The sequence below is a fragment of the Anaerosalibacter sp. Marseille-P3206 genome (assembly GCF_900155565.1).
GTDB lineage: Bacteria > Bacillota > Clostridia > Tissierellales > Sporanaerobacteraceae > FUHM01.
This window is the reverse complement of sequence record NZ_FUHM01000002.1, coordinates 1,755,327-1,776,183: the sequence shown is the minus strand read 5'-3', so window position 1 is coordinate 1,776,183 and position 20,857 is coordinate 1,755,327. Positions and strand designations below refer to the sequence as shown.

Annotated in this window: 19 protein-coding genes; 2 read left to right on the top strand and 17 right to left on the bottom strand. The window is 30.4% G+C overall.

Annotated elements, in window-relative coordinates:
* Positions 1–225: 225 nt before the first annotated feature.
* Together BQ9840_RS09815 and BQ9840_RS09810 are read left to right on the top strand one after the other, a co-directional pair.
* Positions 226–1,497: a hypothetical protein gene (locus BQ9840_RS09815; RefSeq protein ID WP_077369617.1), complete on the top strand. Its 1,272-nt coding sequence runs from the start codon at positions 226–228 to the stop codon at positions 1,495–1,497.
* Between the two features lie 140 nt (positions 1,498–1,637).
* Positions 1,638–2,162, top strand: a complete 525-nt coding sequence (locus BQ9840_RS09810; protein WP_077369616.1) for a hypothetical protein — start codon at positions 1,638–1,640, stop codon at positions 2,160–2,162.
* A gap of 45 nt (positions 2,163–2,207) precedes the next feature.
* Here BQ9840_RS09810 and BQ9840_RS12550 read toward each other — a convergent pair whose 3' ends face one another.
* From BQ9840_RS12550 to BQ9840_RS09725, 17 genes are all read right to left on the bottom strand, one after another.
* Positions 2,208–2,372 (bottom strand): hypothetical protein, encoded by a 165-nt coding sequence (locus BQ9840_RS12550; protein ID WP_159436139.1) that lies wholly within the window; start codon positions 2,370–2,372, stop codon positions 2,208–2,210.
* 550 nt (positions 2,373–2,922) lie between these two features.
* On the bottom strand, positions 2,923–4,632 hold the full coding sequence (locus BQ9840_RS09800; protein WP_077369615.1) for a sensor histidine kinase: 1,710 nt from the start codon (positions 4,630–4,632) through the stop codon (positions 2,923–2,925).
* On the bottom strand, positions 4,629–5,312 hold the full coding sequence (locus BQ9840_RS09795; protein WP_077369614.1) for a response regulator: 684 nt from the start codon (positions 5,310–5,312) through the stop codon (positions 4,629–4,631). The genes BQ9840_RS09800 and BQ9840_RS09795 overlap by 4 nt, the downstream gene beginning before the upstream one ends.
* 10 nt (positions 5,313–5,322) lie before the next feature.
* Positions 5,323–5,988, bottom strand: coding sequence for a phosphate signaling complex protein PhoU (gene phoU / locus BQ9840_RS09790; protein ID WP_200804918.1), 666 nt, complete (start codon positions 5,986–5,988; stop codon positions 5,323–5,325).
* Positions 5,989–6,002: 14 nt separating this feature from the next.
* Positions 6,003–6,752 carry a phosphate ABC transporter ATP-binding protein PstB gene (pstB, locus tag BQ9840_RS09785; protein WP_077369612.1) on the bottom strand — a complete coding sequence of 250 codons (750 nt, stop codon included), beginning with the start codon at positions 6,750–6,752 and terminating at the stop codon, positions 6,003–6,005.
* The gene (gene pstA, locus BQ9840_RS09780; RefSeq protein ID WP_077369611.1) at positions 6,745–7,563 is read right to left on the bottom strand and encodes a phosphate ABC transporter permease PstA; all 819 of its coding nucleotides are present in this window, start codon (positions 7,561–7,563) and stop codon (positions 6,745–6,747) included. The genes pstB and pstA overlap by 8 nt, the downstream gene beginning before the upstream one ends.
* Positions 7,564–8,421 carry a phosphate ABC transporter permease subunit PstC gene (gene pstC, locus BQ9840_RS09775; protein WP_200804970.1) on the bottom strand — a complete coding sequence of 286 codons (858 nt, stop codon included), beginning with the start codon at positions 8,419–8,421 and terminating at the stop codon, positions 7,564–7,566.
* A 7-nt stretch (positions 8,422–8,428) separates the two neighbouring features.
* The gene (locus tag BQ9840_RS09770; RefSeq protein WP_077369610.1) at positions 8,429–9,337 is read right to left on the bottom strand and encodes a substrate-binding domain-containing protein; all 909 of its coding nucleotides are present in this window, start codon (positions 9,335–9,337) and stop codon (positions 8,429–8,431) included.
* A gap of 240 nt (positions 9,338–9,577) precedes the next feature.
* On the bottom strand, positions 9,578–12,823 hold the full coding sequence (locus BQ9840_RS09765) for an ABC transporter permease (RefSeq protein ID WP_077369609.1): 3,246 nt from the start codon (positions 12,821–12,823) through the stop codon (positions 9,578–9,580).
* Between the two features lies 1 nt (position 12,824).
* Positions 12,825–13,529 (bottom strand): ABC transporter ATP-binding protein, encoded by a 705-nt coding sequence (locus tag BQ9840_RS09760; protein ID WP_077369608.1) that lies wholly within the window; start codon positions 13,527–13,529, stop codon positions 12,825–12,827.
* Between the two features lie 122 nt (positions 13,530–13,651).
* Complete coding sequence (locus BQ9840_RS09755; protein WP_077369607.1) at positions 13,652–15,505, bottom strand: FtsX-like permease family protein; 1,854 nt, start codon at positions 15,503–15,505, stop codon at positions 13,652–13,654.
* Positions 15,492–16,256, bottom strand: a complete 765-nt coding sequence (locus BQ9840_RS09750) for an ABC transporter ATP-binding protein (RefSeq protein WP_077369606.1) — start codon at positions 16,254–16,256, stop codon at positions 15,492–15,494. The genes BQ9840_RS09755 and BQ9840_RS09750 overlap by 14 nt, the downstream gene beginning before the upstream one ends.
* Positions 16,257–16,383: 127 nt before the next feature.
* Positions 16,384–17,340 carry a sensor histidine kinase gene (locus BQ9840_RS09745; RefSeq protein WP_234978644.1) on the bottom strand — a complete coding sequence of 319 codons (957 nt, stop codon included), beginning with the start codon at positions 17,338–17,340 and terminating at the stop codon, positions 16,384–16,386.
* Positions 17,341–17,411: 71 nt separating this feature from the next.
* Positions 17,412–18,086: a response regulator transcription factor gene (locus tag BQ9840_RS09740; protein ID WP_077369604.1), complete on the bottom strand. Its 675-nt coding sequence runs from the start codon at positions 18,084–18,086 to the stop codon at positions 17,412–17,414.
* Positions 18,087–18,163: 77 nt separating this feature from the next.
* Complete coding sequence (locus BQ9840_RS09735; RefSeq protein ID WP_077369603.1) at positions 18,164–18,940, bottom strand: ABC transporter ATP-binding protein; 777 nt, start codon at positions 18,938–18,940, stop codon at positions 18,164–18,166.
* Positions 18,933–19,811, bottom strand: a complete 879-nt coding sequence (locus tag BQ9840_RS09730; protein WP_077369602.1) for an ABC transporter permease — start codon at positions 19,809–19,811, stop codon at positions 18,933–18,935. Before BQ9840_RS09730 ends, BQ9840_RS09735 begins: the two co-directional genes overlap by 8 nt.
* 1 nt (position 19,812) lies before the next feature.
* Positions 19,813–20,829, bottom strand: coding sequence for an ABC transporter substrate-binding protein (locus tag BQ9840_RS09725; RefSeq protein WP_077369601.1), 1,017 nt, complete (start codon positions 20,827–20,829; stop codon positions 19,813–19,815).
* Positions 20,830–20,857: the final 28 nt, after the last annotated feature.

The following is a 20,857-nucleotide window of genomic DNA, read 5'->3' as shown; positions in this document are numbered from 1 at the left end:
CATGATATTTGAATTGAGTTTTTTATTCTATATAGAGTTTAGCAATTTTAGAGTTACATATGTTGAAATTAGCATAACTTTTTTTTCGTTGCTAATTTTGCAAACATTCTTGACTTTTTTGACTGCATAAATATAATTACGTAATTGACATATTATTTTATTAAAACCTTTGTAATATTTTTATATTCAATTTATAAAACATATGTTTATAAGAGGGGTGTTTAAATGGTTTTTCTAGATATTCCTAATGATCATAAAATGAAATTAGGTCTTGTAATTAAATTTTATAGAACAAATTACTATAAAGAGAGCCATCCTGATTCATGGGGTATAAATGACTTCGTCAAAGACGATGAAGAGTATATATGTTCTCCTACTACTCTTTCTGCCATAGAAAATACAAAAATCATTAAAAATGATGACATATATGATGAACTACTTAAAAAATTGGGACTAGAATACAATTATGAAAAAGACCTATCAGTAATACATGAGAAGTTTCATAAAAAGATCATCGATGCTTTTGAAAATTATAATGATGAATTATTAAATAACTTAATTATTGATTATACGAAAGCTCTTACCCCTTACGAAAACTTTGTACTCGAAAAGGAACTCATATACGTAATTAATCTTATACAAAATTTTTTGACAGTTGATTTAGAAGAGGATATAAAAAAATGCTTAGAACTACTCCCAATATATGAATCCAGCATACAGCTAATACTAGCCGATAGAATACATAGTTACTTTTATAATTTTGGCAATTTAAAAGACTTAGAAGAAATAAACCAAGTTGTCAGTTTGCAAAACATTAAATCTCTTCGACTTCAATGTAATTATATAAATACTCTCATAAGAAAAAAATACTATCTTGAAGCCACAGAGAATTTATTAAAAGTCCAAAAAATCTATATGGAAAAAGATAATATTCTTGGATTATTAAGAACTTACTCTATTAAATTAGACTTAATAGATGAAATGAAGTCAAATGAATGGAATGATGAAGTAAAACAAATATTGCCTCTCTTCAAAAAACATATACATAAAGATAAGAAACAAATAATTATATACATATACAATACTGCTATAGGTTATTTAAAAAGGAAAGAATATGAATTTGCATTTGAGCTTCTATTGTTTGTACTGAATGAATCTAAAGAACTCTTTTTACCCACAGCAATTTATTTGAATGTGATTTCTACCATTACAGGAATAGATGTCCCATTAGAAGCAAAGGAAGCAAACTATAATGAAGAGAATTATCCAGATGTATTTAATGTTATCTATAAATTCTATCTATTAAAAAACAGTAATGCCTCCTTTGAAGAATTAGAAAATTATATTTTTAAAAAAATTCGTCCAATTTTTATTTATATGTCAGATGATTCGCTATATAATACTTTTCGTATAGAACTAGAAAGATGCGTAAAGATTACAGGACATAATCATTTCCTGTATAGATACAATAGGATAAGAAGGCGTTCTTCTACATAACAAAGGAACTGTAGAAAGATAAATAGACTTCTTGAAAAAGGATCAAGATTGAAACTTTCCTGTACAAGAACAGCCAATCCATTGATATACTTCCTGTGAACTTTTATGAAAGTAAATCTCAAATTGAAAGGAGAATTACAATGATAAAAAGGTTTAAAAAAGATTCCTATAAAATATCTATAATAGCTGTTGTGCTATTTATAGTACTTGGAACCACAACATTGACAAATGCTACAAACTTAAAAGATAAAAATAGCGAATTTTCATTCTATTCCCCCACTAAACACTTTACTACTCTAGATAGGGCAATGGACTTCATTGATTTTAAATTTAAAGTACCTGATAATATACCTGAAGGCTATAAATTTTTTAGAATAAATATTAATGAGAAAAATGTCATAGATATTAATTTTGAAAAAAATGAAAATAACCATACACATAGCTTTTCCTTATTAATTTCTCAAGATGATATGATAAAAAAACTAAAAGAGCAGCATAATGCAATACAGAAGGATTCGAAAACTAATATAAAATTAGATGCAAAACCACTGTGTCTTTCTAACATAAATGGCACTAATGTAATAATTAAACAAAATTTTGAGTGGACAGAAAATGAACTTAAAGAATATAAAAATAAAAATAGTGACATCACTAAAATATCCTAAGGACATACAAAATACTAATTATACTGCTGAAAAATTTGTTAGAGATCATTTGTGTATATATGATGACAAGGACTTAATATGAGCAACTTCATTATCTCTTAATAATACAGTTTTAGGAAACAACTTAATATAATCTAGAATTATTTTCTTGTCTTGTGTTTCTTGCTCATTAATCGGAATGTAGTCAATAATTTGTTTAACAAAATCCATTAATGCAAACCCTCCTATCATTTATGTAATTATTGCTATGCAATATTTACTTTAAATAAACAATCTGGTATCAACAAATTGCATTCTACACAGAAAGTTTTTATTTCACCTAACTATCGCTTTCACGACATACGTCGTCTAATATCCCTTATAGTCATTGTTTCTAACTGTCGTTAATACTTATAACATAACCTTCAGATTAAACTTGGTTATCCCTGCTAACTATCATATCAAGTGGACTAGAAATATTTTGTATGCTTTTCAGGGTTACATGGGTATATATTTCTGTAGTCTTTGAACTAGAATATCCTAATAATTCTTGTATATATCTTAAGTCAACACCTTATAAACATATACCTCGACTTAATCTTTGTTTTCATACATGAAAATTCTTACTAGGTTTGCTTATTCTACAAATATTTTTAATTTCATTCTTTCTCCCAAAAATAGAATCTAAACAATATCCACCTTACCTTTCCATCTTGCCTTGAGATAACCCAAAAAGTGACAGGAGAATTCTTCTGTCACCTTGCGACAATAAGTTAGTAAGTTAGTGCCGGGGGCATATATTTAGCTCTATTGTTATTTCTGTTCCTTTGTCTTTTTCACTTTTTAGTGTAATTTTGCCATTATGGTATTCTACTATATGTTTTACTATGGAAAGTCCTAAACCTGTGCTTTGTTTACCTCTACTCTTGTCTGCCATGTAGAATCTTTCAAACACTCTTTCTTGATCTACTTTTGATATTCCTATACCTGTATCAGTTACCGTCAATATCGTTGAGCTTGGTGTATATTCAATTTTCACATTTACACTGCCACCTGTTTTATTGTATTTTATTCCATTGTCTATTAAATTGTATAGAAGTTCTTCCATCATACTTTTATTGGCTTGTATTTGATTGTGGCTTCCCTCAACATTAAGACTTATATTTTTCTCTTCTGCAACTATAGAAAAATTTTCAACAGTGTTATTTGCCAATTCATACAAATCTACTAATTCAAATTCTTTCTCTTCAAAATCCTCATCAAGTTTTGACAATTTTATAATTGAATCAATTAATTCAAGAAGTCTATTTCCCTCTTTTCTTATTGTTCCTGCAAATTTAATAGTATCTTCTCTACTCGTTAAACCTGATTCTATAATTTCTGCATATCCGTTTATTGATGTTAGTGGTGTTTTTAATTCGTGAGATACATTTGCAGAAAACTCTTTTCTCATTTTCTCTGCCTTATATTTATCTGTATTGTCCACTATTAACATCATCGCCCCTATAACCACACCATCATTCATTACTGGATTTATATAAATATTTAGATATCTGTCCGCCAAATGAATAAATATATCCTTATTTTCTCCATTTTCCAATACCTTTTCTAATACTTTATTTATCTCCATATCCCTAGATAATACTATGAAATTTTCCCCATAATAATCCCTATCATCTCTAGCTTCCAATAATCTTATAGCACTATTGTTAACTAAAACAATCTTCTTATTTTTTTCAATTATCATAAATCCTTCACTCATATTTTGAGTTATCACCTGTATTGTATCTGCCTTTTCTTTTAATTTTTTTATATATTCTTTGATCTCCAAACTTTGTCTATTAACAGCTTTAGTAAAAGGCAGTAACTCATCATAAATCTCCACTTCTTTTAATTCTACTCCTTTAATAAGCTGATCAATATTTTCTGTTACTCCTTGAATTGGTTTAAGTATTTTCTTAGTTAGTAATGATGACATGAGAAATGATAATGATATTACAAGTATGAGAATTACCAATATCCATGGTAATATATTACTTAATGCAGAAAACATATTTTCTGAATCCCTAGCAATTCTCAACACCAGATCATTGGAAAGTAGTATAGAAAAATAATGAGTATCCTTTCCCAGTGTTGAAGAATACCTTGTTGATTCCCCACTTCCATTTTCAATTGCACTTTTTATTTCAGGCCTTTCTAAATGATTTTCCATTTTGCTTTCATCAGTATCTGAATCAAATAATACAACTCCCTTAGAATCTACTACTGTCAATCTAAGATTTGAGTTTTGATCTTTTATCTTATTTAAATAATTAAAATCCCTATATTTTTCATTTGTCATTGTATTAGCTAGAATATATCCTGTATTTCTTAGTGATTCCCATTCTGAAGTAATATAAAAATTATAAAAAATAACACTTATGAGAACTGCTGTTAATATAGCTGTTATAATTGCTAAAATAGAAAAGTTTTTAAATATCCTCTTTTTCAATTTAGTTCACCTACTTTGTAACCCACATTTCTTACAGTCTGTATTAATTCCCCATAATCACCTAATTTTTTTCTAAGGGTTCCTATGTGTACATCAACTGTCCTAGTTTCTCCTTCAAAATCAAATCCCCATATTTGATTCATCAAATTTTCTCTTGTGTGAACTATATCTTTGTTCTTTAGTAAATAGTATAGTAGTTCAAATTCTTTGTAAGTTAAATTAATAGGCTCATCATCTACTGTTACTATTCTCTTATGATAATCAAGACAAATTCCTTCTAATATCAATACATTCTCATCTTTTTCTTTCATTGAAGTTCGTCTTAAAACAGCCTTTATTCTTGATATCAACTCCATTACGCCAAAGGGTTTTGTAACATAGTCATCTGAGCCCATATCTAGACCTTTTACCTTGTCATATTCAGTTGATTTTGCTGTTAGTATAATAACTGGCATTTCTCTAGTATCTGCATCGTTTCTTATCTTTCGCAAAATAGTAAGGCCATCTTCCCCGGGAAGCATAAGATCTAGTATGACTAAATCTGGCTTAGAAAAATTAAGTCTAGAAAAAAACTCCTCTCCTTCTTCAAAACCTTCTGCTTCAAATCCACTATTTTTTAACGCATAGATTATAAGTTCTCTAATACTCTCATCATCTTCCACACAATAAATTTTAGGCATATGCTCACCTCTATATGTTTTCTTGAAATTCATGCTTTCCAGTTATTGAAAACAATACCCATTCAGCTATATTTTCAGCATGATCTCCAATTCGCTCAAGATACTTTGCTATCATTAACAAATCAATAGCCTGTTCTCTATTGTCTATATCATTTCTGATCAAATCTATTAACTCATCTCTTATTATTGTAAATAGATTATCCACTACATCATCATGTACAATAACTGATTTTGCTAATTCCATATCCCTATTCACAAAGGCATCTACGCTATCATTGACCATTTTCATTGTAGCTTCTGCCATTTGAGGTATATGAGTAAGCTCTTTTATCAATTTGCTATTTCCTATTCTCAAAGTTATCTCTGATATATCTTCTACTTGATCTCCAATTCTTTCTAAATCGGTTATCATCTTAAAAATAGATGAAATCAAACGAAGATTTCCTGCTACTGGTTGTTGTTGAACTAATAATTTTAAACATCTGCTTTCAATAGCCTTTTCCATATTGTCAATTTCATCATCATTATCAATAATCTTCTGTGCCAATTCCATATCTTTTTCTCTCAATGCTATTATAGCATTTTCTATTGCATTTTCCACAATTGAACCCATCTGTATAAGTTCATTGTTAAGAACCTCTAATTCCCTATAAAACTTATTTCTCACAATTATCATCCTTCCATAATGGTTTAACCAAATCTCCCAGTAATATAATCTTCAGTTCGCTTATCCCTTGGCAGTGAAAACAGCTTTTCTGTGTCAGTAAATTCTATTAAATCTCCCGCTAGAAAAAAGGCAGTTTTATCAGAAGCCCTTGCTGCTTGTTGCATATTGTGAGTTACAATGATAATAGTATAATCCTTTTTTAATTCCTGAATTAAATCCTCTATTTTCCCTGTAGATATAGGGTCTAAGGCACTTGTTGGTTCGTCCATTAGAAGTACTTCTGGATTTACTGCCAATGCCCTAGCTATGCAAATCCTCTGTTGCTGTCCTCCAGATAATGACAATGCATTTTTTTTAAGTCTATCTTTTACTTCATCCCATATTGCACTATCTCTTAAACTTTTCTCCACTATATCATCTAGTTTTGATTTAGCCTTGATCCCATGAGTACGAGGGCCAAAAGCTATATTGTCATATATGCTCATGGGAAAGGGATTTGGCTTTTGAAATACCATGCCTACTCGTTTTCTCAAATTATTTACGTCAATATTATCATAAATATCCTTTCCATCTAAAAAAATATTTCCCGTAATCTTACAACCATCTATTAAATCATTCATACGGTTTAGAGATTTTAGCAGTGTAGATTTACCACTACCAGAAGGACCGATAAAAGATGTAATACATTTTTCTTCAATATTCATATTTATACCCTTTAGAGCATGAAATTCTCCATAGTGCAAATCCATATTATCAATTTTAATCTTATCCATTTATATTCCCCTTTAACAATTTTTTAGTCAAATAGGATGATAGTCCATTTATTCCTATAATCACAATCAAAAGAATTACTGCTGTTGCATTAGCTTCATTTGTGTATAATCCTTCACTTGAGAGAGCATACATATGAATAGAAAGAGTCCTGGCAGAGGAAAATAAATTTTTAGGTATCTGTGGTACTGTACCAGCAGTATACACCAAAGCTGCAGTTTCTCCCACTATCCTACCTACCCCTAGTATTATTCCTGACAATATTCCAGGAATAGCAACTGGTAGTACAATTTTAAACACTGTACGAAGTTTCCCTGCCCCTAGACCAAAACTAGCCTCTCTTAAACTATCGTCTACAGCCAATAGAGCTTCTTCAGTAGCTCTAATTATTAGCGGTAAAATCATAATAGCAAGGGTAAAAGCTCCAGCTAAAATAGAAAAACCCCAACCTAAATAAGTTACGAAAAACAGTAAACCAAATAGTCCATATACAATAGAAGGTATTCCAGATAGAGTTTCAGTTGTTAGCCTTATTATCTTAACTAATCTATTTTCACTACTAGAATATTCGACTAAATAAAAGCCTGTAAATATACCTATTGGAGCTGCAATTAACAATGATAAAAATGTCATTATTATTGTAGAAATAATTGCAGGGAAAAGTGATACATTTTCGGTATTATACTCTAGTGAAAATAATGATGGCTTAAGATAAGGTACACCCTTAATTAAGATATATACAATGATAAAAAATAGTATTGAAAAGGTAATAAAAGCAGATAGCTTAACCATAAATCTAATAAACTTACTCATCTAAACCACCTTCCTTTTTAATACTGAAAACAGCCCATTTATAATCAAAATAAATACAAATAATACAACACCTGTTGCAATTAAAGCTTCCCTATGCAAATCAGCAGCATAGCCCATTTCTATAACAATATTTGAAGTAAGAGTACGCACTCCCTTAAGAATTCCATTTGGCATTCTAGCTTGATTTCCTGCAACCATTACCACAGCCATAGTCTCTCCAATGGCTCTACCTATTCCAAGTACTATGGATGACATAACCCCTGACTTTGCAGCAGGCAACATTGCAAAAATAACAGCACGTTCATGAGTTGCACCAAGGGCAATTGCTCCCTCATAATAATCTTTGGGAACTGCTCGTATTGCAGATTCCGACAAACTTATAATAGTTGGTAATATCATAATAGCTAATAGAATTGAGGCAGTTAATATGCTATTTCCCGTTCCTCCAAATATTTCTCTAGTTACTGGAACCAAAACTATAAGTCCAAAAAAGCCATATACAATTGAAGGTATGCCTGCCATTAAATTCACTGCTGGCTTTAAATATTTATGATATCTTTCAGGACAAAATTTTGCCAAATAAATAGCTGTTAGTATTCCTATTGGCACTCCTAATAATATGGCTCCCCCAGTTACATATAGGGAGCCAAGTATCATTGGAAATATGCCAAATGAAGGGGGAATATTACTAGGGGACCAATCTCTACCTAGTAAAAACTTCATTAACCCAATTTCTCTAATTGCAGGTACACCATTTGCAAACATAAATATACATATCAATATCAATGATAATATAGAAACACAAGCTGTTATGAAAAATACTATTTCCATTGTTTTTTCTTTTAGTTTTGATATCATATCATCCCTACTTTTCTTCAATTTCACTCCATTTAGTTTTTTCACCTATAAATATTTGTTGTACATCATCTACTGTTAGTTCTGAAATACTGTTAGCATTATTAGTGATTACTGCTATTCCATCTAATGCTATGGCAATATCATCAAGTTCTTCTTTTTCACTATCCTTTAGTTCTCTTGAAGCCATGCCTATATCAGCAGTTCCATCTATTGCAGCTTTCATACCTGAAGATGAATCACTTTGTTGTACTTCTATTTCAGCATTTGGATTTATTTCTAAATATGCTTCTCTAAGCTTTTCCATAAGTGGTGTAACTGAAGATGAACCTGCAACAACTATTTTCCCTGAAGGTTTTGTCCCACTATATGAATTTGCACTATCATCTACTGATATATAGCTCTTTGAAACTACCTCTTGGCCTTCTTTACTCATTATGAAATCAATAAAATCTTTAGTTAATTCATTCATCTCACCTTTAGTAGCAATATTAAATGGTCTTGCTATTTTGTAACTGCCATTTTTAATATTATCTGTAGTAGGTTCAGCCCCTTCAATTTTGATTGCCTTAACTGTATCATTTAGTGAACCTGTGGATACATAACCTATTGCATATTCATTGCCTGCAACAGTGGTTAAAACTGTGTCAGTTTTCATTTGAGTAATTGCCTCTTTTGTAGTCCTATCAGTCTTTGTCCCATCTTCATTTTTTACTTCTATACCAAACAATTCTACAAAAGCTCCCCTAGTACCTGAACCTTCCTCTCTTGTTACAACTACTATTTCATTTTCTAAGTTAAATGATTTATCATCTGTTGTACTTGCATTACTATTACCTGTACAGCCAGTTGCAATAGCTGCAACTAAAATTGTAATCATCATAATACTAATCCACCTTTTACTAATCAACTTTTTCATCATATCCCGCCTTTACATATATTTTGTTTACATGTTTAATAATAAGGCATGAATGTAAAATCTAGAATTTGGTGTATGTAAAATCCATGTAAAATGTAAAATGCAACGACAACGAACGAACAGCGGGGACGAACAGCGGGGACGGTTCTTTTTGTTTGACAAACAAAAAGAAAAAACCACGGAAAATTACCGTGGTCAAAAGTTAGTAAGTTAGTGCCGGGGGCTTATATTTAAGTTGGCTTAGTCTATTGATTTCAATGATTCAACCATATCTATCTTCTTCAGTTTGAAATGCATTACCAAATTAACCAATGCTGCAAACACTAATGTTAAAATAGCTGAGTATACAAAAGAAATAGCCCTTATTTCTCTTCCAAACATTATAAACTCAATTTCTGTAGTGATTATAATAAACTTGTGGAGAAATATTCCCGATATTAGCCCGAATATTGTCCCTATTATGGTTAAAATTGTATTTTCCCTGTAGACATATTTTGAAACTTCCTCATCATAAAAACCTAATACTTTTATAGTAGCTATCTCCCTAATCCTCTCAGAAATATTTATATTGGTTAAATTATACAATACTACAAAAGCTAAAGCCCCAGCGGAAAATATCAATACCATAATCACATAATCTAGGCTATCTAGCGCATTATTAAAATCTTTACTTAAACTAGTAATAAAATCTATAGAACTTATATCTTTATTTTTCAGCAAATCCCTAGAGAGCTTATTTTCAAATGATTTTTCGGTGTCAGTGGTATTAACCAAAATTCTTTTATATTCTATATCTTTAGCAAATGTTTTTTCATACAAAGTAGGAGACATATATAGATAATGATTGGCATAGTTTTCCGTGATACCTGTAATTTTCACATTTACTTTTTTATCATTTTCATCTATTATATATATTTCATCTCCAATATTAGCATCAATTAGTTCAGACACTTTTTCTGAAAGTATTACTCCATCTTCTTCTATTGATAAACTTTCACCAGTAACCCTGTCTCTAAGTATAATAAACTTTCCAATATCATCTGGGTTTTCCGTAACTATTATATTGATAGACTCCTCTTTATTTCCTTTACCTATATCCAAGGTCTGTTCTTTTACCAATATATATTCTTTTATTCTTTCGTCATCTTTTAATACATCTAAGGACTTGCTACTATCCCCTACTCCTATAGCATCCTTTAGATCTATAATCATCTGATATCTATTTATCTCATCAAATTGTTTAGTAGCAACAGCCATTATAGAATCTTTAAGCCCAAATCCTGCTAATAATAATGCAGTACAACCAGCTATTCCTATAATGGTCATAAAAAATCTTCTTTTGTATCTAAATAAATTCCTTGCTGTAACCTTTTGAGAAAACTTTAATCTCGACCAAATAAAATTTATTTTCTCTAACAAAATCCTCTTCCCTGGTTTTGGAGCTTTTGGTCTTAAAAGATTAGCAGGTGTCTGTCTTAATTCTCCATAACAAGCTATTAGTGCTGCCAATGTTGTAGCTAGTACTGCTACCAAAGTGGATAATATAGCATAACTTAAATTGTACCCTATTATGATAGGAGGCATGATATACATTATCCTATAGGCATTAAATATTACAGTAGGTAATACTCTAAATCCTATGATTAATCCTACTATGCTACCACTTATACTCGCCATAAGTGCATATATAAGGTATTTTGATGCTATGGACATATTTGAATACCCCATGGCCTTTAAACTACCTATATATGCTCTTTGCTCATCTACCATACGTGTCATAGTAGTTAAACACACTAAAATAGCAATAGCTAAGAAAAACACAGGAAACACACTTGCTACTGCATCTATCCTGTCAGCAGCCATTTCATATTCAATAAAATCTTTAGTTTGATTTCTTTTTAAAATATACCATTTAGGCTTTTCTAAATTCTTTAAATCCTCTTCACCATCGGCTATTTTCTTTTTAGCATTAGTTATTTCCTCATCAGATTCTCTTTTAGCTTTTAGATATTCCTCATAGCCTTCCTTGTATTCTTTTTTTGCATCTTCCAATTCCCTATGACCACTTTCAAATTCTTTTAAGGCAGTTTTTTTGGAAGCTTCTAATTTAACCTTTTCATTTTCTAATTTATTCTTACCTTCATCTATAGCCTTTTTAGCCTTTTCTAGTTCTAATTCTCCTTGCCTTAACTCTTCTTTCCCCTTATTTAGCTCCATCTTAGATATGGAAATTTCCTCTTTTGCCTTTTCTATTTCCTTCTCATAAGATTCGATCATAGCGAAGGTTTTCGCTTTTTCTGCTTCAGACTCAATATAGTCTAATCCCAGCCTTACCTGTTCTATTTCTTTTTCTTTTGTTGCTAATTCCCTTTCTCCATTGGCTATTTTTTCTTCTGCTAGCTTGAATTCCTCATTTGCCTTTTCTTTTTTATCTTTAAAAGAACTAATATTTGCATAATATTCTTCTTCACCTAATTTAAGTTTGTTTTCTTCTTCTTTTATTCTATTTTCTGCTGATTTAATGGTATTGTAAAATTTGGTTTCTTTGTCCCTTAATTCACTTTCACCTTTTTCTATTTTTTTCTTTGCATCGTTTAGCTCACTTTCTGCTTTAGATAATTCTTCTTTTTGTTTTTCTTCTCCTTCTTTTAATTCTTTTCTTCCTTCATCTAGCTTTTCATTGGCCTCATGAACTATTTCATCATATCTTAAATCTTTTCTTAATTTCCCTACATCCTCTAAGCTTTTTTTAATATGACTTAGTAGTTTATCATATTCTTCATCAAATGTTTGAAGTTCTCTAGCCCCTTTTATTGTTAAATATACTTGAGTATAAACAGGCAAATCAAAATCTTCTTCTGGAATCATAACATAACTGTGTACTTTACCATTTCCAATATTACTACTTCCTCTGTCAAAAGCTATATAAAGAGGATTTTCAATCAATCCAACTACAGTATATTCGTCTCTTTTTAAGCTATCTAAAATATCTTCCTCTGTTCCAGAACCTAATTTGATTTTATCACCCAAAGATAATGATTCTTCTTTGATACTGCCACTTTCCGCCAAGCACTCTCCAGGGTTTTCTGGTAGTCTTCCTTCTATTAATTTGACTCTATTTATATAATCTTCATCATTGTCCTTTGCTTTTTCTATAGGTAAAGATATTAGCTTTATTACCTTTTCATTATCTCCATCTTGAAATATTGCATCCATAGAATAGCTTGGAGATAATCCTTGGATTTCTTCAAGTTTTGAAATTTCCTCTATATCCTTTTCATTAAATCCCAAAGTAGAAATCAAATAGAAATCCATCAGTCTATAATCATCGAAATAAGCATCTGCAGTAATTTTCATATCTGGTGCAGTAGCCTTAACACCTGCAAAAAAACCTACTCCCAATGCTACTATAGCAAATATAGCTAGGAAACGTCCTAGGGAATTTTTAATTTCTCTAAAGGTATCTTTCATTAAGGAACGTTTCATATTACCACTCAATCCTTTCTACTGGTAGTGGATTTTTATTTTTCAATTCTTCTTCTACTTTTCCATTCTTTATCTTTATTACCTTATCTGCCATAGGTGCAATAGCTAAATTGTGAGTAACTACAATCACTGTCATATTATTATTTTTGCTAGTGTCTTGCAATAGTTTAAGTATTGATTTTCCAGTATTATAGTCTAATGCTCCAGTAGGTTCATCACATAGTAATAGCTTAGGATTTTTGGCCAATGCTCTAGCTATGGCTACCCTTTGCTGTTCTCCCCCAGACAATTGACTAGGGAAATTATCTCTTCTATCCTTTAAACCTACTTGTTCTAACACTATCTCTGGTTCAAAAGGATTTTTACATATTTCTGTTGCCAATTCTATATTTTCTAATGCAGTTAAATTCTGTACTAAATTATAAAATTGAAATACAAAACCTATATCTTCTCTTCTATAAGTAATTAATTCTCTAGAAGAATAATTACTTACATTGCTTTCATCAACTATTAGTTCCCCATGAGTTGGAGTGTCCATGCCCCCTAATAAATTTAATACAGTACTCTTTCCCGCTCCACTAGGTCCAACCACTACAACAAACTCACCTTTTTCTATGGAAAAAGATATATTATCCAATGCCCTTATTTCAACTTCCCCCATTTTATATATCTTTTCCACATTATTTACTTCTATAAATTTTGGCATAATTCTTCACCCTTACTATTTAGTCTATTATTTAATATTATACCCTAATATTTGATAGATGTCTCAAATAAAATAAGGGCAAAAGTTAGTAAGTTAGTGCCGGGGGCATATATTTGATTTGGCTAGTCAACCACTGCTATAAACTTTTTTGTAGTAAATATATAAAATATCCCATAAACAAGTGCAAATACACCTATGCTTATTGCTGTTGGCACAACTAAACCATAATTCATCATATCGCTCAATACTGAAATGGCAACTATACTGTGAACTATTCCAACTATTAGTGGAAGTATAAAGAATATGCCTACCTGTTTTGAAACTGAACTATATATTTCTAAATCCGTAGTTCCCAATTTCTTAAGTATTTCATATTTGTTTTTATCTCTAAAGGATTCACTTAAAGTCTTGAAATAGATTATACTACCTGTTGCAAATACAAATACCAATGATAAAAAAGCACCTATAAAATAGACAATCCCTGCAAAATCATAAAATGTTACACCAGCTATCCAATAAGTAAATAGTCTAGAATCCTCTGATAATACTTTGGCTAAATCAAATGTTAAATCCTTTGTATCATCTGGATTATCTAGGATAATTCCATTAAACTGATTTTCATCAAATTGTGATTTCAATACCTCATATTCCTCGTCATTAACAACTATACAAGGAAAATTTACTCCATTTCCTAAAAGGGGAATTTTAGTTTTGAGCTTTATATCATATTTCTTATCACCTATATTGATACTATTCTGTTTTCCTAATATAGACATCATTGTCCCAGGTCTTTCTATATAAACAACTTCATCTTTTGATAATTTAAATTTAGATACCATATCTTCTACTTTTAAATCTGATATTACATTTTCAAAAGTAGATAACTTCATCAATACAACTTCATTTTCAGGTACATAAAGGAAGTTTGCCTTTTCCATAAGCTCAATTTTATGATTTGAACTTTCCGCAATTTCATTTACTTTCCCAATTTCCTCTTCATTATTGGAAATATAGGAAATAGTATAAGGAACTTCAACTTTATGGTTCTTTTCCACATAGTATTTAAGAGAACTAACTGTGCCAAAACAAGTTATACAAGTGGTTATCAATACTGCTACTGCTGCAAGGGTTCTATAGTTGTTCTTAATTCTAAATGCTATATTTGAAACACTAATAATATTTACTCCTTTATATAGATAAGATTTTTTGTTAATATAATGCCTTACAACCATAGAGAAAAAAGAACCAAATAGCCAATAAGTTCCCCATATTATAAGAAGAACTGTAACCATAAAAGCTGTTTCAAAACCTACCTTTTTATAGTTAATTGCAATAAAATATGCTACACCAATAATTATTATTGAAGCAATTCCCTTAAAATAATTAACTTTTGGAAGTTCTTCTTCTTTTTTTAGTGAATTCATTAAGTCAATCAAATTTGTTCTAATAATATCCAAATATCCTTTTAAAAATGTAATAATTAAAATAATTGAATAGGCAATTACAGTACCCAAAATAGCTTTTTTTGATAAATAAAACTTAATTGTAATATCTAAAAGAGCTGCCTTTGCCAGTATCATCATAAACAATTTGCTAAATAGTATTCCAATGATTAATCCAATAGCTAATGACAATACTCCAAGCAATAATCCTTCTGACGCAAAGATAAATGCTATTTTGTAGTTGTCAATTCCCATAAAAGCATAGACTCCTATTTCTCTTTTTCTCTGATTTAAGAAAAAGTTGCTAGAATACACTATGAAAAATACTAAAAACATTATCATAAGCATAGAAGCTATATGGGATGTACCTTCTATATAAATTGATACATCTTTTGACTCTAAAAACTGTGGATTATACCTCATAGATAAAAAGTTGTAATAAGCTGCTACGGAAAAAATCATTGCCATTAGATACAATCCATAAGTCTTTATATTTCTCTTGAAATTAATAATAGCTATTTTAAAAGAGTTCATCCGTTCCACCTCCCATAGAACCAAGGAAATCAATGATCCTCTTAAAGAATTCTTTCCTAGATGAATCCTTGTCTATTCTTGCATGGATTTTTCCATCTTTAATAAACAAAATCCTCTTACAATAACTTGCTGCAAATGCATCATGAGTGACCATTATTATGGTTGTGTTGAACTCTTCATTCATTTGAGATAAACATTGCAACAACTCTTGTGAAGATTTAGAATCCAATGCTCCAGTAGGTTCATCTGCAAAAACTATAGATGGAGAAGTAATAAGAGCCCTTGCTGCTGCCACTCTCTGCTTTTGTCCCCCTGATAGTTGATAAGGATATTTCTTTAGTTGCTCTTTTAATCCAAAGAACTTACTCAACTTTTCTACTTTTTCATTTATCTCTCTTACATTAACTTTCGAAAGAGCAAGGGGTAGTGCCATATTATCCTCAACTGACATACTGTCTAACAAATTAAAATCTTGAAATATAAAACCTATATTATTTCGTCTAAATAATGAAAGCTCCCTATTTTTCATATTACCAATATTCTTACCTTCATAATATATTTCTCCAGAAGTAGGTCTATCAATTGTAGATAACATATTTAAAAGTGTTGTCTTTCCAGCTCCTGATGGTCCCATTATTCCTAAAAACTCACCCTTATTTACGCTTAAATCTATATCTTCTATTGCTGTAAATATTATTCCCTTTGAACCATATTCTTTTCTCAAATTTTTAGTTTCAAGTACAATTTCCATGGTATTCCCTCCTATGTATTAAAAATTCTCTCTTAATAAAGAGAGAATAATATTTATTGTTCATCTATATTCTAATATTTTCTTTAGCCCCACGCCATCACTTATGGTGACAATATGGATAGCAATATTACATCTTTGTCACATTGAAATAATCAGCTATTTTATAAAATATTATTTTGAACTCTGTGTACTGTGAAACTTTAGAACTTACTTCTATTTTTATATTAAGCTTAATTGCAATCTTTCTTACTATATAAAGTCCCATGCCTGTAGATTTTGTAGTTTTTCTTCCATTGTCCCCTGTAAATCCTCTGTCAAAAATTCTTTCTATATCTTTAGTAGGAATACCCATTCCATTATCCTTTATAGAAAGTATAACACTTTCATCATCTTCTTCTGCAGAGATTTCAATTTTCCCATGGATATCTACATATTTACAAGCATTATTGATTATTTGATCTAATATATAAAAAGTCCATTTGCTATCGGTAAATACATTATAATTCAAGTCATCTATTACGACTTCTATCTTTTTTGATAAAAAAGCATTAATATTATTTTTGATTACACTTTTGACTAATCCATCAATATTTATTTCTTCTATTATAAAATCCTCAGAATAACTTGAAACCCTGCTAGTATATAATACTTGGCTAGTAAGAAAATTTATCCGCTCTAGTTCCTGCCTAAGTTCCCCTGATATATCATATAGTTCTTCTTCCTCAATTTTGTCAGCTATGAGCTCACATACTGATAGGGGTATTTTTATTTCATGAACCCATTTTGTTATATAGTCATGTATCTCTTGTAAATCCTCTTTCAGTTTACTAGTTTCTATTGTCTTTTCTTCATTTTTGAAATCTATTATTTCCCTCATAAGTGCTTGTTCTAGTTTATTGCCATTTGGGAGTAATCTATCAATATTTTCCTTATTACAGAGAGCCTTTCTAATATCTTTATAAGTATTTCTCCATTTTATATAAGCTATTATTAAAAATATTAATGAAACAGAAAATATGAGTATATTCATATAAATAATATCAGATATAGATCTATTCAAAGCTGTACTACTTAATAGTATCAAGTTAATTATTAATATTATTACTATGAAATATAGAATTCTCCAAAGTGAGTCTTTTAGATATTTAAAGAAGCTCATGGTATCATATATCCTTGAGATTTTTTAGTGACTATGAAATCTTTAAGTCCCACATTTTCAAGCCTTTTTCTAAGCCTATTTACATTTACCGTCAATGTATTTTCACTTATAAAATACTCACTTTCCCAAAGCACTCTCATAATCCTATCCCTTGATATTATTTTCCCTCTATTTTTCATAAGTAATTGAAGTATTTTAAACTCATTTTTAGTAAGCTCTATTTTTTTGTTGTCATAGGTCAATGTTCCATCATTTATATTTAAAATAGCTCCATCACACTCTATTATTTGACCTTCATTTTCTCCATAGGAATAAGTCCTTCTAAGTATAGCTTGGATTTTTGCTAACAATATGTCCATAGAAAATGGTTTTGTGACAAAATCATCACCGCCCATATTCACTGCCATTATTATATCCATATTACTATCCCTTGAAGATAAAAATATAATTGGAACTTTTGACATATTCCTTATCTTTTTGCACCAATAAAACCCATCAAAATGTGGAAGATTTATATCCATTAATACTAAATGAGGATTGAGTTTTGCAAACTCTTCTAATATATTCTCAAAATTTTCTATAGAAACCGTATCAAAACCCCATTTAATAATTCCCTCTTTTACATTGTCACAAAGAGCCCTGTCATCCTCAATTATAAGAATCTTGTACACATTATCACCTCATTCTTTAACTTATTATAACATGAAAATAGCCACGGTAAAATTAGTAAAATTACCATGGCTAAAAGTTAGCTAAACAAGTTTTTATCACTTATATCTTTAAAAAGTGATAATAACTCCTCTTTTGTTATAGATTTTTTCATATCTCCCGATATATCTATTACTATATTTCCTCTATGGAGCATTATTAGTCTGTTTCCGTATTTAATAGCATGATCTATATTGTGGGTAATCATCAATGTAGTAAGTCCCTTTTCCTTAACTATTCTCTCTGTTGTATCCATTACTATTTCACTAGTCTTTGGGTCTAAAGCTGCTGTATGTTCATCAAGCAATAATAGCTTTGGCTCTCCTAATACTGCCATGATAAGTGCTAAGGATTGTCTTTGTCCTCCCGAAAGTTGTGATACAGGAGTATGCAGCTTATCCTCAAGACCTAAATGAAGAACTCCCAATATTTCCTTAAAGTACTCCTCGTCACCTTTATCTACGAGAAAACTTAATCCAAATTTTTCCCCTTTGTTTTTTGCCATAGATAAATTTTCATAAATAGTCATAGATGGATTCGTTCCCAGAGACGGATCTTGAAAAATTCTAGATATAATCTTACATTTTTCATATTCCCTTTCTTCTGTAATATCAGAACCATTTAACATTATTCTCCCACTATCAACCTTAGTCTTTCCTGAAATAATGTTTAAAAGGGTAGATTTCCCTGCTCCATTACTTCCTATTATAGTTATAAATTCTTCATCATTAATATCTATAGAGAAATCCTCAAATACACATTGTTCATTAATACTTCCTCTATTAAAGGTTTTTGATATATTTTCAAGTTTAAGCATTATTCCCACCTACCTCTTTTAACTTCAATGAATCTTTTATAATTTGTTTTCCATTACCAATAGTCAAAGCAATAATAACAATAACTGAACTAATTAGCTTTAAATCACTAGGGTTAAACCCTACCTTCAAACTTAGTGCTATACTTGTTCTATATATGATAGTGCCCATTATGCACATTAGACTACTATTTAAAACCCTTACATTTTTAAACAATATATTATAACCGATAATAATAGAAGCAAGTCCCATAATCATAGTCCCAGTTCCCATGTTAATGTCGCTAAATCCTTGATATTGAGCCAATATTCCTCCAGACAGTGCTATAAATCCATTTGAAAGGGCTAGGGCAAATATCTTTATAGTTCCTGTATTGATCCCTAAAGATACAATCATATTTTCATTGTCCCCAATGCCTTTCAGTAGATATCCTAACTTAGTCTTATAGAATAATGTAAAGAACAATCCACAAATAGCTGCAATTATAATAGCTACTAATAAAGCATTTTTATCTTTAAAAATACTATCTTGATTGAAAAGCGGAAGATTTGCTTTTCCCATTATTCTTAAGTTTATAGAATAGAGCCCTACCATTACCAAAATACTTGAAAGTATATCTTGTATTTTTAGCTTAACATTTAATAATCCTGTAACCATTCCAGCTGCAAAACCTGCCAGCATAGCACAAATTAATGAAATATAAGGATTCATTCCTCTGGTAATAAGTATTGCTGATACACTTGCACCTAAAGTAAAGCTACCATCAGCAGAGAGGTCAGCAAATTTTAGTATGCTATAGCTTATATATATTCCCATAACCGCAATAGAAAATATTAAACTTTGTTGAAGGATTCCAATTGCAAAACTACTCATATTAGTTACCTCCTTCAACAATTACTGCTTCATTTGAAATATTTTCTGGCAATGTAATTCCTAGCTTCTCTGCCATTTCACTATTTATAGTAAGTTCAGTTTCCTCTATATTAGAAACAGGTATATCTCTAACATCTTTTCCTTCTATTATTTCTATAGCCATAAGCCCTGTTTGGTATCCCAATTTGTAATAATTAAGTCCCTCACAAGCTAATGCGCCATTTTTAACCATAGGTTCATCTACACCAATAGTTCCCACACTATTATCTAGTGCTACCTTAGTAATAATAGACATACTAGATGCTATTAAATTATCTGATGGGAGAAATAAAAAATCTACATCTTTGATCTTTCCACTAAGAGCTGGCTCTATCTCTGAAGAAACTGTGACAGGTATTTCTACTATTTCAAGATCTAAAGTTTTAGCTGCTTTTATGGCCAATTCTACTTGAACTTGAGAATTTATCTCACTAGTATTGTATGGAACCCCTACTTTTTTTGCATTAGGGAAAAGTGTTTTTCCTAATTTAAGCTGTTTTTCCATAGGAACCAAATCAGTAGTTCCTGTTATATTGGCCTCTGGAGATTCTAAATCCTTTACTAATCCTGATGACACAGGATCTGTAACTGCTGTAAATAAAATTGGTGTTTTGTTAGTTGATTGTAGAGCTGCTTGAGCTGATGGGGTAGAAATTGCAAGGATTAAATCTTTGTTTTGAGATACAAAGTTTTGGGATATTGTTATAGTCAACGCCATATCCCCTTGAGCAAACTGAGTATCAATTTTAATGTTTTTACCATCTTCATAGCCATTTTCATTTAGGGCATCAACAAATCCATCCCTAGCTAAATCCAGCACGGGATTTTCAATGATTTGACTAATGCCAATTGAAATCATTTCCTTGGAACTTTCTGTGGAATTTGATTTTTCACATCCACTTAAAGATAAGACAATTGCAAATAACAAAATAAAGCCTAAGCATGTACTTAGACTGGTGTGGTATTTTTTCCCTACCATGCTACCATCCTCCTAATATTGTTTTTTA